14 protein-coding genes and 3 pseudogenes are annotated in these 14,670 nt (G+C 63.2%); 15 read left to right on the top strand and 2 right to left on the bottom strand.

Translation table 11 applies throughout. From position 1 onward, the window contains the following. The first annotated feature begins 12 nt into the window (after positions 1–12). From trbL to FFS30_RS22205, 7 genes are all read left to right on the top strand, one after another. The gene (trbL, locus tag FFS30_RS22235; RefSeq protein WP_137915388.1) at positions 13–1,515 is read left to right on the top strand and encodes a P-type conjugative transfer protein TrbL; all 1,503 of its coding nucleotides are present in this window, start codon (positions 13–15) and stop codon (positions 1,513–1,515) included. Between the two features lie 3 nt (positions 1,516–1,518). Continuing rightward, entirely contained in the window at positions 1,519–2,238 is a 720-nt protein-coding gene (gene trbF / locus FFS30_RS22230; protein WP_137915387.1) for a conjugal transfer protein TrbF, read from the top strand. 62 nt (positions 2,239–2,300) lie between these two features. Beyond that, positions 2,301–3,365, top strand: coding sequence for a P-type conjugative transfer protein TrbG (trbG, locus tag FFS30_RS22225; protein ID WP_137915386.1), 1,065 nt, complete (start codon positions 2,301–2,303; stop codon positions 3,363–3,365). A 159-nt stretch (positions 3,366–3,524) separates the two neighbouring features. Beyond that, positions 3,525–4,613 carry a TrbI/VirB10 family protein gene (locus FFS30_RS22220; RefSeq protein ID WP_171014794.1) on the top strand — a complete coding sequence of 363 codons (1,089 nt, stop codon included), beginning with the start codon at positions 3,525–3,527 and terminating at the stop codon, positions 4,611–4,613. Positions 4,614–4,651: 38 nt separating this feature from the next. After that, entirely contained in the window at positions 4,652–4,942 is a 291-nt protein-coding gene (locus tag FFS30_RS22215) for a DUF2274 domain-containing protein (RefSeq protein WP_137915384.1), read from the top strand. 120 nt (positions 4,943–5,062) lie between these two features. Then, entirely contained in the window at positions 5,063–5,266 is a 204-nt protein-coding gene (locus FFS30_RS22210) for an IS110 family transposase (RefSeq protein WP_137915383.1), read from the top strand. A 124-nt stretch (positions 5,267–5,390) separates the two neighbouring features. Beyond that, positions 5,391–5,645, top strand: coding sequence for a hypothetical protein (locus FFS30_RS22205; RefSeq protein ID WP_137915382.1), 255 nt, complete (start codon positions 5,391–5,393; stop codon positions 5,643–5,645). 7 nt (positions 5,646–5,652) lie between these two features. Here the strand turns inward: FFS30_RS22205 and FFS30_RS22200 are convergent, their stop codons facing one another. Next, complete coding sequence (locus tag FFS30_RS22200; protein ID WP_137915381.1) at positions 5,653–6,414, bottom strand: LuxR family transcriptional regulator; 762 nt, start codon at positions 6,412–6,414, stop codon at positions 5,653–5,655. 352 nt (positions 6,415–6,766) lie between these two features. Between FFS30_RS22200 and FFS30_RS22195 the strand changes: the two genes are divergently transcribed. From FFS30_RS22195 to FFS30_RS22185, 3 genes and pseudogenes are all read left to right on the top strand, one after another. Further along, a complete protein-coding gene (locus FFS30_RS22195) occupies positions 6,767–6,976 on the top strand; it encodes an AlpA family transcriptional regulator (RefSeq protein ID WP_212742550.1) in 210 nt (69 codons plus the stop codon). A 42-nt stretch (positions 6,977–7,018) separates the two neighbouring features. Continuing rightward, positions 7,019–7,369: pseudogene (locus FFS30_RS22190) on the top strand (ABC transporter permease subunit); the annotation flags it as partial. Between the two features lie 14 nt (positions 7,370–7,383). Beyond that, positions 7,384–7,545: pseudogene (locus tag FFS30_RS22185) on the top strand (phosphate ABC transporter ATP-binding protein); the annotation flags it as partial. 23 nt (positions 7,546–7,568) lie between these two features. Here the strand turns inward: FFS30_RS22185 and FFS30_RS22180 are convergent. After that, positions 7,569–7,784, bottom strand: coding sequence for a hypothetical protein (locus FFS30_RS22180; protein WP_212742548.1), 216 nt, complete (start codon positions 7,782–7,784; stop codon positions 7,569–7,571). A gap of 7 nt (positions 7,785–7,791) precedes the next feature. Between FFS30_RS22180 and FFS30_RS24380 the strand changes: the two are divergent. The 5 genes and pseudogenes from FFS30_RS24380 to FFS30_RS22155 form a co-directional block, all read left to right on the top strand. Next, a pseudogene (locus FFS30_RS24380) lies at positions 7,792–7,950 on the top strand (arsenical resistance protein ArsH); the annotation flags it as partial. Between the two features lie 330 nt (positions 7,951–8,280). Beyond that, the gene (locus tag FFS30_RS22170) at positions 8,281–8,544 is read left to right on the top strand and encodes a hypothetical protein (RefSeq protein ID WP_137915379.1); all 264 of its coding nucleotides are present in this window, start codon (positions 8,281–8,283) and stop codon (positions 8,542–8,544) included. A gap of 105 nt (positions 8,545–8,649) precedes the next feature. Then, positions 8,650–9,912 (top strand): TolC family protein, encoded by a 1,263-nt coding sequence (locus tag FFS30_RS22165; RefSeq protein ID WP_171014793.1) that lies wholly within the window; start codon positions 8,650–8,652, stop codon positions 9,910–9,912. A 3-nt stretch (positions 9,913–9,915) separates the two neighbouring features. Then, on the top strand, positions 9,916–11,469 hold the full coding sequence (locus FFS30_RS22160) for an efflux RND transporter periplasmic adaptor subunit (protein WP_137915377.1): 1,554 nt from the start codon (positions 9,916–9,918) through the stop codon (positions 11,467–11,469). Then, positions 11,466–14,627 (top strand): efflux RND transporter permease subunit, encoded by a 3,162-nt coding sequence (locus tag FFS30_RS22155; RefSeq protein WP_137915376.1) that lies wholly within the window; start codon positions 11,466–11,468, stop codon positions 14,625–14,627. Before FFS30_RS22160 ends, FFS30_RS22155 begins: the two co-directional genes overlap by 4 nt. Positions 14,628–14,670: the final 43 nt, after the last annotated feature.

The following is a 14,670-nucleotide window of genomic DNA, read 5'->3' as shown; positions in this document are numbered from 1 at the left end:
GAATCGACTTGCATGACGCCCAATGCCGGGATTCTTACGCAACTGCTTCAAGCGTTCCTTACCATCTTCAACGGGGGATGGACGTCGCTGCGCCCATCGGCCATGTCCTTGTTCGGCATCCTGGTCGGGATCGAACTGACGCTGTGCGGCCTGTGGTGGGCCATGAGCGGCAATGACGCGATCAAGAGCCTGATCCAGAAGCTGCTCGTCATCGGGCTGTTCTTCTTCTTCATTCAGCAGTGGCAGATGGTTACGACGACGACCTTGCAGTCGTTCGCGCGCGCCGGTGCGACGGCCGGGGGCGGCAACCTGACGGCGTTGAGCGATCCGTCTGCCGTCGTCGCCGAAGGACTCAACGCGATTCAGCCGCTCAGTGACAAGGTCGATGCGCTGACACAGGGCACATGGACGGCTTTGAAGAATCTCGGAACGATCATGCAGCTGGGGCTCGCGATGATTGGGATCCTGTTCTCGTTCTTCCTGCTCGGCATCCAGTGTTTTCTCGTTTACGTCGAGTTCTACATCGTCGCGATCCTCTCGCTGATCCTGCTGCCGTTCGGTGTGTTCCGGCACACGGCGTTTCTTGCCGAGAAGGCGTTCGGCGCGGTGCTCGCACACGGCATCAAGCTGATGGTGCTGGCGTTCGTGATCGCGATTGCGCAGCCGGTCCTGCAGCAGATCACGCTGTCGCCGGACTTTTCGATGCGCGATGCGTGGTGCACGTTGCTTGCGGCGATGGCGATCTGTTTCCTCGCCTGGCATGCGCCCGGTATGGCGGCCGGTCTGCTCGCGGGATCGCCGTCGCTGAGCGCCGGCCACGTCGCAGGCGGCGCGCTCGAAACCGGCGGCGCCGTCGCGCTCGGTGCCGCGGGCATCGCCGCGGCGGGGCGCTCGGCGGCCAAGAGCGTGGGCGCGACCGTGCAGGCCGCTTCCGCGCTCAAGACCGGTGCCGGCGTTGGGGCCGGCCGAGCCGCGGAAGCCGGCGCGGGTCCGCTCGGCCAGGCCGCCGGTGCGGTCGGCGGTGCGGCGAAGGTTGCGGCCAGTCCGCTGACGCGCGTAGGCGATCGCATGCGACAACGCATCGCGGACGGTCAGGTCGCGGGACTCGCGGCGCACGACATCGATTCTTCGCCCGCGAAGAAATCTTCATCGGATTCTTCTTCGACACCCGATTTCCACACAGCGGACGGCGGTTCCCCTGCCTCCCACGCCTCGCCGTCGTCCGCTGCTTTTTCTTCCGAGGCGACGCCCTCGCCATCCAACGCATCGCCGCCTGCCGCAGGCTCGTCAAAGACACCCGGCGAATCGGCGACATCGGCGCAGTCAGGTCCCGGCGCCGAAGCGTGGCGTGGCCTGCGTCGTGTCGCTGAAAACGGGGCGGAGGAGTCCGTGCCGCGCTCGACGGCATCGAGTAACACCCTCGATGCATCGCGGATCGCACCCGACCTGCGGCGCGTCGATGACGAAGCGATCGATACCGCACCGCCCTCCGATGATCTCCCCACCAAGGAATGACCGATGTCTCTGGCCCATGAACTGTTGAACGAACCGATGGGGCGACGCAGCGAACACGTTCTGGCAACACCGTACACGCGGGCGCGCGCGCAGTGGGACGATCGTCTGGGCACGCTCGTGACTAACGCGAAGCATTGGCGCCTGGGATTTTTTGGCGTGCTGTTCGCGTGCCTGTCGCTGACGGGCGGACTGGTCTACGCGATGACACGCTCTCTGGTCGAACCGGTGGTTATCACGATCGACAAGACGACCGGCGTGACCAACGTCGTCGGCAAGGCATCGACGCAGACCTACACGCCGCAACAGGCCGAGATCGCGTACTTCCTGGGGCACCTGGTCCGCTTGTTGCGCACCGTCCCGCTCGATCCGGTAGTCGTGCGTGCACAGTGGAGCGAGGCCTATCGCTTCCTGCGCCAGTCGGCGGCGATGAAGCTCAACGACTGGGCACGGCTGCCGGACAGCCCGTTGTCCAAAGTCGGGCAGGAGACCGTCACGCTGCAATTGCAGAGTGCCCTGCCAATTGGCGCAGACGCTTATGAGTTGCGTTGGGTGCAATCGGCCTATCAGCGCGAGGGCGCGCTGATCCAGACCGCGACGTGGACGGCGACGTTCACCCTCGAATTCGAGCGGCCGGCGACGGAAGAAGATATCGCCGTCAATCCGCTCGGCATCTACATCCGCGACTTCGAGTGGCATCGCGATCTGGCGCCAGCGAGCCGATAACGGCTCGTGTCAGACCTTCCATCTTCTTCCTTCGATTCCTTCTTTAATCCAATAGGAGTGTTATGCGTACCTGGTTCGTTATGGCGTTGTCTGTCGGCGGTGCGATCGCCGCGCATGCGGCACCGAATTCGCCCATCGTGCCGTCGATTCAGGACGTGGTGCCAACTTTGCCGCCGATCACCGTGACGGAATCGGCCATGAAGGCGCCACAGGGCGAGGCATCGAAGTCGTCCATGACTGCGGAGCCGGCGCCAACCTGGGCGAATCTCGGCCTGCCGGCGGACCTGGCGTTGCCCGTTTCGCATGCGAAGTCCTCGCGCGAGACGGTGGCCGACAAGGCATTCGACAAACAGAAGGACGCGTTCGACACCCAACAGCACGCGCGCGTCGCCGAATACGTCGGCAAGGCCACCGAGCATCCGACGACGGCGCGCAGCGCCGGCAGTGCGACCGTTTACGGCTACCGGGAAGGCGAGATCTATGTCGTTTACGCCGGTCTCGACCGGCTGACCGACATCGCACTGGAACCCGGTGAGAGCCTGACGGCCGAGCCGGTCGCGGGCGACACCGAAGGCTGGATCAAGAGCGAGTTCACGAGCGGTTCCGGTCCGAACGCGCGTACGCACATCGTCGTCAAACCGCGCGACGAGGGGATCCAGACGAACCTCATCGTGCCGACCAACAAGCGCGTCTACCAGCTCGATCTGCGCTCGAAGCCGGATTGGTATATGCCGGGCGTGCGCTGGTTCTATCCCGACGAAGAGGCCGCGGTTGCGGTAAAGAAAGAGATCGACGAGCAGGCGAAGCAGGAACGTACCGAAGCGCTCGCCGTATCCCCCGAGCATCTGAACTTCCGCTACCGCATCAAGGGGCGCGATGTGCCGTGGAAGCCGGCGCAGGTTTTCGATGACGGCGCCAAGGTCTATCTCAAGATGCCCGAAGACCTTGCAACGACAGAGGCGCCGGCGCTGTTCGTGATCGAAGACGGCAAGCCGCTGTTGGTCAACTATCGCATCAAGGATCGCCTCTACGTCGTCGACCGCCTGTTCGCGAACGCGCAGCTGCGCGTGGGGGACAAGCGCGTCGACGTCGAGCGTTGCGGCGAGCGCGCCTGGTTCTGCCGCTGAAGGCCCGTAGCCATGACGACCGAACCTCAGACGGGCTACGTTCCACCCGAATCCGCACCGCCCATCGATCTTCGCGCGCCGACCCCGCGCGTGAAGCGCATCAATCGCACCGCGATTGCCGCCGTCGTGGCCGGACTCGGCACTCTCATTGCGTTCGCCTTGGTCGCCGCGCTCCAACGGCCGGAAAAGGCGACGACGCCCGCGAAGTCGAGCACGCAGCTCGTGTTGCCGGCCGATGCCTTGAACGATCTACCAACGGACTACGCGGCGGTTGCGGCCGCGCAGCGTCGTCGCGATGTCCCGAAACTCGGTGAGCCGATCGGCGGCGAGTTCGGTGCGGCGCAACTGGAAGTCCAGAACGACGCCAAGGTTCGGAGCACGACCGCGGCCGATGATCCGGTCGGGAAACTGCTGGCCGATATGACGCTGGCGCGGTTGAAGCGTCGTGCCGCGGCGCGTGATGCGAAACCGGAGTTTGGTGATCATCCTTCCGGTGCTGCGTCGCTGGTTTCGGCATCGGAGCATCCAGTGCCGAGTACGTCAGCCGCCCCCGGCGACGGCACGTCGCGATCGACGCGCGACCAGGACAACCGACAAGACGACAAGCGGGATTTTGCGCGCTCGCATCGCGTTGGCGATTCGTCGCTCGATCCAGTGGTCCTGACCCCGGCGAACACGATCTTTCTCGGTGCCGGCACCGTGATCCCGGCCGTGCTGCTGACCGGAATCAACAGCGATCTACCCGGCATGATCACAGCACAGGTCGCGGAACCGGTGTTCGACACCGTCACCGGCAAACGCGTTCTCATTCCTCAGGGCGCGACGTTGATCGGGGAATACGACAGCCGAATTACCTTCGGTCAGGAACGCGTTCTGTTCGTGTGGACGCGGGTGCGCTTTCCGAATGGCAGCAGCCTGAATCTGGAAGGCATGCCCGGCACGGACCTGTCCGGTTATGCCGGCGTCAGCGATCAGGTCGACAACCACGGATGGCGCCTGGCCAAAGGCGTCGTCCTGGGCTCGCTACTCGGAGCCGCGGCACAGCAATCCTACGGCGGTGGCCTCAGCACCTCGAATCCCTCGCTGGGTCAGCTTGCCGCGGCTGGCGCCGCGCAGAACATCAACAACGCGGGGCAGCAACTCGTGCAGAAGAACCTGCAGGTGCAGCCGACGCTGATGATTCGTCCGGGCCAGCGTGTGGCGGTGTTCGTGACCAAAGACATTCCCTTGCCGCCCTATCGCGGCTGAGGTTCCCACCTTCTCGTTATCTCTCACAGGAGAATTTGATGGCTCGTGCCGACCGACCGCTGCCGAACATTCCCGTCAAACATGCGCAGATTCGCAAGGTGCTGAACGTCACCGCGCCGCTCGAAGCCAAGCTGCGCGCGTACATCGCGTACTACACCGCTCAGCAGAGCCTTGATCCGAGGCAGGCGCCGAGCGAATCCGACACGATCGTCGCCATCGTCGAGGATTTTCTGCAACGCGATCGGGAGTTCGGGCGTTACCTTCGCAATGAAGCAGGACAAAAGCGAGGCATCGTTGACGAGAGTCAAACGGTTGGAATGAAAACATAAAAATAACGACGATTCCCCAGTTCAAAGAATCAACTAGACCATCCTCAATGATTTGATAGTACACAAGCTGTCGAGTGCTGCGAACAATGCTTGCCCTGCAAATGATTGCCTTGGAGTTCCATGACGCCATTCACCAAGCAGGCCAGAATCCTGGCCCTCGAAGCGCTGCTGGCGCATTTTCCCAATCCGTTTCTCATCGCCATGGGTGCTGAGCGGGTGTATGGCGCGCGTTTGGCGCGCGCTCTGCCGCAGCATATGGAGAAGATTCGTTCCGAACTGAAGAGGGAATTGCGGCGAACCAAGAATGGAGCGCCACAGAAATGACATGCATAGACCAAATAGACGATTTCATGAGCGGCTTTGGCTATTGCTCTCGAACGAGCTTCCGGGTACAACGTCGTCCTGTGGCGACCCATCGTTCGCTACTAACGAACCCCGAGAAGATCGCATGGAACACCCCGCCGCCGTCAGCCGCCGTAAGCTGCAGAAGGTCTATACCCTCATGCACAAGCAGACGCGGGCGAGGCTCAAGACGATTGCGGGTTTGCAGGGCATTCCGTTGTTCGAACTGCTTGACACTCTGGCGGGCGATTACATCCGAGGTTGGGAGAAGCTGCACAAGCTCAATCTCGACAAATTGCAGAGTGGCGACTTCGGGAAAGCAGCCAAATCGGCCACGAAGCGGACTCGCGCAAAGGATTGAACCTCGGTTACGTCGGGTTGATGAGGCCCCGACGGATGGCTCTGGCCACGGCACAAGTCCGTCCGCGCACCTCAAGTTTGGTGGCGGCGTTTCCCAAATGGAAATTGACGGTTGCTTCGGCGATGCCGAGCACTTGGCCGATCTCCCAGCTCGACTTGCCAAGCGCCACCCAGGACAGGCATTCGTGTTCTCGCGGGGTCAGAGTAATTGGCTCCGATTCGGATGGCGCGTTTGGCTCACCGAAAATGTGTTGCGCCGCGCTCAAAAAGTAGGCGGCGAGCAGTTGCACTTGCACCTCGTGATGCCGTTGGGCGATCTCGCTCAGCGCGTGATCGCGAGAGAACGATACCAGGGCATAGTCGAAGGCATTGCCGCGTCGATCGTAGGCTGGTGCACTGACGCCGGTTCGCGCCCCCACTTCCCACCGGCGATCCATAAGCTCGCGTTGAGCCATATCCATCGAACGAGCGGGAGCCGAGATCGACTCAATATCCCAAGACAATGCCCGATGCTGTCGGTGGATCGCATCGATCAACGGGTCGCCCCCGCAGTGCCAGCGATTCTCGGCGTAGACATCGACCAGTTCATCGGGGTAGTTGGTGATGGCCTTGTCCGGCCCGGCCAAGGCGTAAATCCAGTAAGAAAAATCATTTACCGAACAGAAGCGTTCAGCCACTGTGCGCAAATCCTTTGCGTTCGCGGCGTGTGCCACCGCATACGTCAGATCCAGATCGAGTCCGATGTCTGTTTTCCGATTCATCTCCATCATTGCCAACCTTGGTCATGTTCGTGAAAAACATTCCCCCCGTTGCTTCAACGCTGGATAGCCGGCGTCGTCGGCCGTCGACCGCATTTGCGCGCGACAACGTCCCCGATAGTGGAATCCGTACCCCGATCGAGCATGCCGATCGCATGTCGCAAGGCATTGTGCACATCGAGACGAACTTCGCTACCTCGCAATTCCTCCAGTGGATAATAACGGACGAATGGTATACGGCAGATGGCCCAGATTGGGACGGCCCGCGTCATCCGACTGCCGCCACACGTACATTTTATCAGAGCCACTTCGTACTCATTCCGATGAAACGTGTTCCATTCGCAGCGAACGCAGGAGCGTGCCGATGAATCTGCCGATCCGCATGCTTCGCCTGCCTGACGTGCTGCAGAAGACCGGTTTGAGCCGGAGTCAGATTTATCGCCTAATCGCGCTGGGGTGCTTCCCAACTCAGGTTCAACTCAGTGATCGCGCCGCAGGCTGGGTGGAACTGGAAATCGATCAATGGCTGCAAAAGAAAATCGACGTGTCGCGCGGCACTCTACTGCACACATAGCAGGTACAGACCAAGAGACCACCGAGTGATCACGATCACCGCCAGATGCACGAGGCTGCGCTGTCGCTGGGCATTCCGCAGTGGAAAGTCACGCTTCAGGTGCTGTACCGCTCGGCACTGCCGGGTATCCTGACCGGCGTGCTACTGGCATTGGTCCGTATCAGCGGCGAAACCACGCCATTACTGTTCACGGCGCTCAACAACCAGTACTGGACCAACAGCCTCAACACACCGATGGCGAGCGTCCCGGTGGTGATCTTTCAGTACGCCATGAGTCCGTACGACTCCTGGCACTCGCTGGCCTGGGCCGGCGCTTTCGTGGTGACGCTTTTCGTGCTGCTGCTCAGCATTCTGTCGCGTGCCATTCTTTCGCGTAAGGGAGCCAGTTCGTGAACGACCATGCTCGCATGGCCTCGCCGGCAGTGACCACCATCTACGGCGAGCCACCCAAAGTGGCCAATCCATCGAAGCTCGTCGCTCGTGGACTCGACTTCTACTACAACGACTATCACGCGCTGCGCGACATTCATTTGCCGGTGGCCGAGAAGCAAGTGACCGCTTTGATCGGCAATGCTCCGAACTTAAGCCCACCTCAACAGCATAGCTTGTAATTGGAATGTGCATGCGGCTTGACACGACGCGCCCTCGGATAGCTTCGCCCCGGCTGGATGCGGCAGCGGCTGCGCACGATGGCGTCGAGTGCGTCGCGCAGTGCGGCAAGACAGGCGCGCACGCGCAGCAGACAGCCGACGAGGATCGGCTTGAGCGCGCCGAACGCGTAGGTTCGATTCGGTCGGCTTTGGCGCATCGTCTGCATCGTCGACGTAATGGAGGAGCTCGTGCGCTTCACGATCCTGCTGCGTCCGCACGCCACCCTGCTGGTCGATCGTTACAGTGAGCGTAAGGACGAAGAACGGAAAATTTCCGCCGGACCGGACCTCGCAATAAATCGAATGCGGCCTGTGCGGCCCTGAGGATAGTTGTGGCTGTCGGTGATTTTTGCACGGCAACAGTTTCTTGCTGTTCGTTTTGCACGGGGCCGGAGATCTGTCCGGTGACGGCACCGTCGCATCCCGTTTCGACTCAGTGGCGAAAGGTGGCCAAGCACGATGTGGGGCTGAACTTTTCTTGCCCTATGGCGACGAAGATGTAAGGATTACCTCCGAACCCCTTTCTTTTCTCGCAGAATGTTCGTCCGCCCACGCCACCGCCGCTGGATTGCGCTAATTGCGCTCCTGGGCCTGCTGTTCCAGCAGGTCGCTACGGCGGCGTATGTCTGTCCGACCGAGTCGATGAGCCCCACAATGGCGGCTTCGTCCGACATGCCGGATTGCGAGCGGGCTGCGTCGAGCGACAAGGCGCGCTGTCAGGATCACTGCCATCCGCAGTCCGCCTCCTCGGATCATGCGGCGCAGCCAACGGTGCCGCCGGCGCTGTTGCCACCGACCACTTGGCTGCGTGCGGCATCGTGGCAGCCCAGTGCTTTCGCACCCGCCCCCGTCTGCGAAATCACGGCCCGCGCCGCCGCGCCGCCACTTTCGATTCAGCACTGCACCTTCCAGATTTGAGCTTCAGCAACGACTGATCCGATTCCGCACGCCTGTGCGGTCCTGCGGCTTTTCGTTGTTGGAGTTCGTATGTTTTCCCCTGGCACGTTTACCCAGCGACGCCCTGTGCGGCGCGCCATTCTGCGCGTAGCTTTCGCCGGCGCGTCGATACTTTTTCCCACCTGGCTGCTTGCTCAACCGAGCGGGCCGCTTTCACTCGAAGAAGCGGTCCGTATCGCGGAGGGACAGGCTCCCGCCATCGCGGCCCGACGCGCCGCAGCGGACTCGGCCACGCAGGCGATCGGGCCGGCGGGCGAATTGCCCGATCCCGAACTGATCGCCGGCATCGACAACCTGCCGGTGAACAAGGGCGATGCGTTCAGTCTGACCGATGACTTCATGACCATGCGCAAGGTCGGCGTCATGCAGTCCTTCCCTCGCCGAGAAAAGCGTGAGGCGCGTACGCAGCGTGCCCAAGCTGCCGCCGACCGCGAACAGGCGCTGTTGACGAACGAGCGGCTTGCCGTACGCGAAGGCGTCGCCAAGGCCTGGATCGCGCGGCAGGCGGTCGAGCGCCGGCTGGAACTGCTCACCTCGCTGCGTCCGCGCGCTCAAGCACAGGTCGGCGCGGCCGCAGCGGCACTCAGCGCCGGGCGCGCCAGCGCCGCCGACGGCATCGCCGCCGAGGCGACGAGGGTGATGCTGGAAGACCGCATCGACCAGGCGCAGCGCGAGGTCGACGAGGCACGTGCCGAGTTCGGACGCTGGTTGCCCGAAGCACGCGACCGCACGCTCGGAGAAGCGCCGAACTTCGACGATCTGGGCCGCAACCCCGATACCCTGCTCGCACACATCGGCGAGCACCGCGAACTGCTGGCGTTCGATGCGGCCGAACACGCCGCGTCGAGCGAGGTGGCCTTGGCTCGCGCCGAAAAGAAGCCGGACTGGTCGCTCGAATTCGACTACGCGCAGCGCGGTCCGCGCTACTCGAACATGATCTCGTTGGAACTGCGCGTGCCGCTGCCTCTGTTCGCCTCGCGCCGGCAGGATCCGCTCATCGCCTCCAAGCAGGCGGCGCTGATGCAAGTCCAGGCCGAACGTGCCGACGCCGTGCGCATGCACAGCGCGGAACTGACCAAGACCCTTGCGGCCTGGCGCAGCGCGGTCAGTCGCGCACAGCGCTATGAGAAGGAATTGCTGCCGCTCGGCGACGCACGGGCCGATGCGGCGTTGGCGGCCTACCGCGGCGGTCGCGGTGATGCCCAGGCCGCGTTGTCCGCGCTCGACAGTGCGGTCGAGCAGCGCGTTGCCTACACCGAGCTGCTGAACACGCTCGGCCAGACCTGGGCGACGCTTCGGTTCGCCTACGCCAATCATCTGGAGCATTGAGTCATGCGTAAACCGACCATCGTTCTTGTTGCCCTTGTCGCATTTGCGCTCGGTAGCGCGATCACGTTCTTGCTCGCGCGCCACAATACCTCGGCATCTGCGCCCGCTTCGACATCCACCTCGGCCGGCGGCAAACAGGCGCTGTATTGGTATGACCCGATGAAGCCGGACCAGCATTTCGATCATCCGGGCAAATCGCCATTCATGGACATGCAACTCGTACCGAAATATGCCGGCGAAAGCGGCAGTTCCGACGCGGGCACCGTGGCGATCGATCCACGCCTGACCCAAAGCCTCGGCGTGCGCACCGCGCGTGCCGAACGTGGAACGCTTTCGCGCAGCATTCGTGCTACCGGCATCGTTGCCTTCGATGAACGTGCGATCACGACGGTCTCGAGTCGCGTTGCTGGCATCGTCGAGCAACTGCAGGTGCGTGCGCCGCTCACCCAGGTGAAACGTGGGCAGGCGCTGGCGACTGTGATTGCGCCGGACTGGACTGCTGCGCAGGAGGACTATCTCGCCTTGCACCGAACGAATGGCAACGGCCTTGATGCGCTGCGCAGCGCGGCACGCCAGCGTCTCGTGTTGCTCGGCATGGACGAGGGCTCGATCCGGGCGCTCGATCGCAGCGGCCGCGCGCAACTACGCTTCGCGATCGCCGCGCCGCGCGATGGCGTCGTCGCCGAACTCTCGGTGCGTGACGGCGCGAGTGTCGCGATGGGCGCGCCGATCATGACGCTCAACGGCCTTGATACGGTTTGGGTCAACGCCGCCATCGCCGAAGCCGACGCGGGAGTGTTGGTACCCGGCGCGACGGTGACGGCGACATTTCCGGCCTTCCCGGGCGAGCGCTTCAACGGCACGATCGAGGCACTGCTTCCCGACCTCGACGCGGCGACACGCACGCAACGCGCGCGCGTCGTGCTCGCCAATCCGCAGCATCGGCTGGCGCCGGGCATGTTCGCCAACGTCGAAGTTGCATCCCCCGCGCCCGCGACGCAAGTGCTGGTACCGAGCGAGTCAGTGATCGAGACCGGTACGCGCAATGTCGTCATCGTCGCCGAAGGCAAGGGCCGCTTCCGCGCGCAGGAAGTGCGCCTCGGCGCACAAGCCGGCGGCAAGACCGCCGTGCTCGATGGAATCAAGGACGGCGAGGACATCGTGCTCTCGGGCCAGTTCCTGATCGATTCGGAAGCTAGTCTCTCCGGCACGTTGGCACGCCTCGGCAGCGGCGAGATGAAGACGGATTCGGACATGAAGGAGATGGACATGGGCAAGGACAAAGCGGACGAGAGCAAGGTCGCGGCACCCGAACAACATCTCGCCACCGGCAAGGTGGTGAGCATCGACGGCACGCATTGGTCGATCGCAGCGGATGCCATTCCCTCGCTCGACATGGGCGCGATGACGATGGGTTTTGTCGTGCCGGCAAAGCTCGCGACGCCGTCGATTCGCCCTGGCCAGCGCGTCAGTTTCAGTTTCGTGCGCAACGCCGACGGTGACTTTGAGATCGTCAAGATCGCGACACTCGACGAGGCGAAGGGGGCGAAGCCATGATCGCAAACCTGATCCGCTGGTCGATCCGCCAGCGCTTTCTCGTGCTGCTCGCGGCGCTGTTCCTCGCTGCGTGGGGCGTGTACTCGCTGAAACAGACGGCGGTCGATGCGTTGCCGGACCTGTCCGACGTGCAGGTGATCGTGCGCACGAGCTGGCCGGGCCAGGCGCCGCAGATCGTCGAAGATCAGGTCACCTATCCGCTGACCACGACGATGCTGTCGGTGCCGGGCGCGAAGACCGTGCGCGGCTATTCGAGCTTCGGCGATTCGCTGGTCTACGTGCTGTTCGAGGACGGCACCGACCTGTACTGGGCGCGTTCGCGCGTGCTCGAATACCTGAGCCAGGTGCAGTCGCGCCTGCCCGCGGGAGCGCGTGCCGAACTCGGTCCGGACGCGACCGGCGTCGGCTGGATTTACGAGTACGCACTCGTCGATCGCACTGGCAAGCATGATCTTGCGCAACTGCGCGCGCTGCAGGATTGGTTTCTGCGCTTCGAACTGAAAACCGTCCCCGGCGTCGCCGAGGTCGCCAGCGTCGGCGGCATGGTCAAGCAATACCAGATCGTGCTCGATCCGGATCGGTTACGCGCCTACGCCGTCACGCATGGTCAGGTCATCGACGCCGTGCAAAAGGCGAATGGCGAAGCGGGCGGTGCCGTGCTGGAAATGGCCGAGGCCGAATACATGGTCCGCGCTTCGGGTTACCTGAAGTCGCTGGATGATTTTCGCGCCATTCCGCTCAAGACCGGCGCGGGCGGTGTGCCCGTGCTGCTCGGCGATGTGGCTCGCATCCAGCTCGGCCCGGAAATGCGGCGCGGCATCGCCGACTGGAACGGCGAAGGCGAAGTTGCCGGCGGTGTCATCGTGATGCGCTCGGGCAAGAATGCGCAGGCGACGATCACGGCCGTGAAAGCCAAACTAGCGGCCGTTCGCGCGAGCCTGCCCACCGGCGTCGAAATCGTCGAAGCCTACGACCGTTCGCAACTGATCGGCCGCGCGATCGAGAATCTGTCCGGCAAACTGCTCGAAGAATTCCTCGTCGTCGCTCTGGTCTGCGTGCTGTTCTTGTTTCACCTGCGCTCGGCGCTGGTCGCGATCATCGCGCTGCCGCTCGGCGTGCTCGCCGCGTTCATCGTGATGCATTTGCAAGGCATCAACGCGAACCTGATGTCACTCGGCGGTATCGCGATCGCGATCGGCGCGATGGTCGATGCAGCGATCGTGATGATCGAGAACGCGCACAAGCATCTCGAGGCATGGCAGCACGCGCATGCGGATGAGGAATTGCGGAACGATGAGCGCTGGCGCCTCATCGCCGACGCGGCGAGTGAAGTCGGACCCGCGCTGTTTTTCAGCCTGCTCGTGATCACCCTGTCGTTCGTACCGGTGTTCACGCTCGAAGCGCAGGAGGGCCGGCTATTCGGTCCGCTCGCGTTCACCAAGACCTATGCAATGGCCGCGGCGGCCGGGCTGTCGGTGACGCTGATCCCGGTGCTGATGGGCTGGTGGATTCGCGGGCGTATTCCGGACGAGCGCAAGAACCCGATCACGCGTGGGCTGATCGCGATCTACGAGCCCGCTCTCGACGCCGCGCTGCGCGCGCCGCGCATGACCCTTGTGGTTGCACTGGTCGCATTGCTGGCGACCGCATGGCCCATTTCTCAACTCAGCGGTGAATTCCTGCCCCCACTCGATGAGGGCGACGTGCTTTATATGCCGACCGCGCTACCGGGCCTATCCGCCGGCAAGGCGCAACAAATACTGCAGCAGACCGATGCCATGATCAAAACGGTGCCCGAGGTTGCGAGCGTGTTCGGCAAGGCCGGCCGTGCGGAAACCGCAACCGATCCCGCACCGCTGGAGATGTACGAGACCACGGTGCGTTTCAAGCCCAGGGATCAGTGGCGCCCGGGCATGACGATGCCGAAACTGATCGACGAGCTCGACCATGCGGTGCACATGCCCGGTCTGACCAATCTCTGGGTACCGCCGATCCGCAATCGCCTCGACATGCTCGCCACCGGCATCAAGAGTCCGATCGGCGTTAAGGTCGGCGGCCCCGATCTCGCCACGATCGATACGGCGGCAAGAGAGATCGAGCGCGTCGCCAAAACCGTGCCCGGCGTGACCAGCGCGTTTGCCGAGCGCCTGAGCGGCGGACGTTACGTCGACGTCGATATCGATCGCGCCGCGGCCGCACGCTATGGACTCAATATCGCCGATGTGCAGAGCGTCGTGTCCTCGGCGATCGGTGGCGAAAACGTCGGCGAGACGATTGAAGGCCGCCAACGCTTTCCGATCAGCGTGCGCTACCCGCGTGAACTGCGCGACAACGTGGCGCGTCTGCGCGAGCTGCCGATCGTGACTCCGGCCGGCGCCCAAATCACGCTCGGTAGCGTCGCGAAGATCGACGTGGCCGACGGCCCGCCGATGATTCGCAGCGAGAATGCACGCCTGTCCGGCTGGATCTACGTCGATGTGCGCGGACGCAGCCTGCCGGCGGTGGTCGAAGAGATGAGCCGGCGTGTCGCGAGCGAGGTGAAGCTGCCCGCGGGCGTGTCGGTCGCGTGGTCCGGGCAGTTCGAATACTACGAGCATGCGATGGCGCGATTGAAAGTCGTAGTTCCAGCAACCCTGCTGATCATCTTCGTCCTGCTCTATCTCACCTTCGGCCGTCTCGACGAAGCTGCGTTGATCCTGGCCGGCGTGCCGTTCGCGCTGATTGGCGGATTTTGGTTCATGTATTTGCTCGGGCACGCCATGTCGATCGCCACCGCAGTCGGTTTCATTGCGCTCGCCGGCGTCGCCGCGGAGTTCGGCGTGGTCATGCTGCTGTATCTCAAGCACGCGTGGGAACGGCGGTTGGCCGCGGGTGAGCCCGAGACCGCGGAAACGCTGCTTGCTGCGATTCACGAAGGTGCAGTCCAACGTGTGCGGCCAAAGGCGATGACGGTGGCGGTGATCCTCGCCGGCCTGCTGCCGATCCTGCTCGGCCACGGCACTGGCTCGGAAATCATGCAGCGAATCGCAGCGCCCATGGTCGGCGGCATGGTCACTGCACCGTTGCTGTCGATGTTCGTGATTCCGGTCGTTTACCGCTTGCTGCGGACGCCACGCAAGCAACGGTCAGGTAACCGGGTTTCCATCAGTGCGACGTAAGGAACTTCACGCTGCCACGTCGTATCCAATGTCTTTGCCAACG

Source organism: Rudaea sp. 3F27F6 (assembly GCF_005503555.1).
Lineage (GTDB): Bacteria > Pseudomonadota > Gammaproteobacteria > Xanthomonadales > Rhodanobacteraceae > Rudaea.
This window is presented reverse-complemented; position numbering and strand designations above follow the sequence as displayed.

Bases quoted from the DNA above. Each gene is read 5' to 3' on its own strand.
- FFS30_RS22215 (WP_137915384.1), top strand. From the start codon at position 4,652: ATGGCTCGTGCCGACCGACCGCTGCCGAACATTCCCGTCAAACATGCG.
- FFS30_RS22200 (WP_137915381.1), bottom strand. From the start codon at position 6,414: ATGATGGAGATGAATCGGAAAACAGACATCGGACTCGATCTGGATCTG.
- FFS30_RS22205 (WP_137915382.1), top strand. From the start codon at position 5,391: ATGGAACACCCCGCCGCCGTCAGCCGCCGTAAGCTGCAGAAGGTCTAT.
- trbL (WP_137915388.1), top strand. From the start codon at position 13: ATGACGCCCAATGCCGGGATTCTTACGCAACTGCTTCAAGCGTTCCTT.
- FFS30_RS22195 (WP_212742550.1), top strand. From the start codon at position 6,767: ATGAATCTGCCGATCCGCATGCTTCGCCTGCCTGACGTGCTGCAGAAG.
- trbG (WP_137915386.1), top strand. From the start codon at position 2,301: ATGCGTACCTGGTTCGTTATGGCGTTGTCTGTCGGCGGTGCGATCGCC.
- FFS30_RS22170 (WP_137915379.1), top strand. From the start codon at position 8,281: ATGGCGGCTTCGTCCGACATGCCGGATTGCGAGCGGGCTGCGTCGAGC.
- FFS30_RS22210 (WP_137915383.1), top strand. From the start codon at position 5,063: ATGACGCCATTCACCAAGCAGGCCAGAATCCTGGCCCTCGAAGCGCTG.
- trbF (WP_137915387.1), top strand. From the start codon at position 1,519: ATGTCTCTGGCCCATGAACTGTTGAACGAACCGATGGGGCGACGCAGC.
- FFS30_RS22180 (WP_212742548.1), bottom strand. From the start codon at position 7,784: ATGCGCCAAAGCCGACCGAATCGAACCTACGCGTTCGGCGCGCTCAAG.
- FFS30_RS22160 (WP_137915377.1), top strand. From the start codon at position 9,916: ATGCGTAAACCGACCATCGTTCTTGTTGCCCTTGTCGCATTTGCGCTC.
- FFS30_RS22155 (WP_137915376.1), top strand. From the start codon at position 11,466: ATGATCGCAAACCTGATCCGCTGGTCGATCCGCCAGCGCTTTCTCGTG.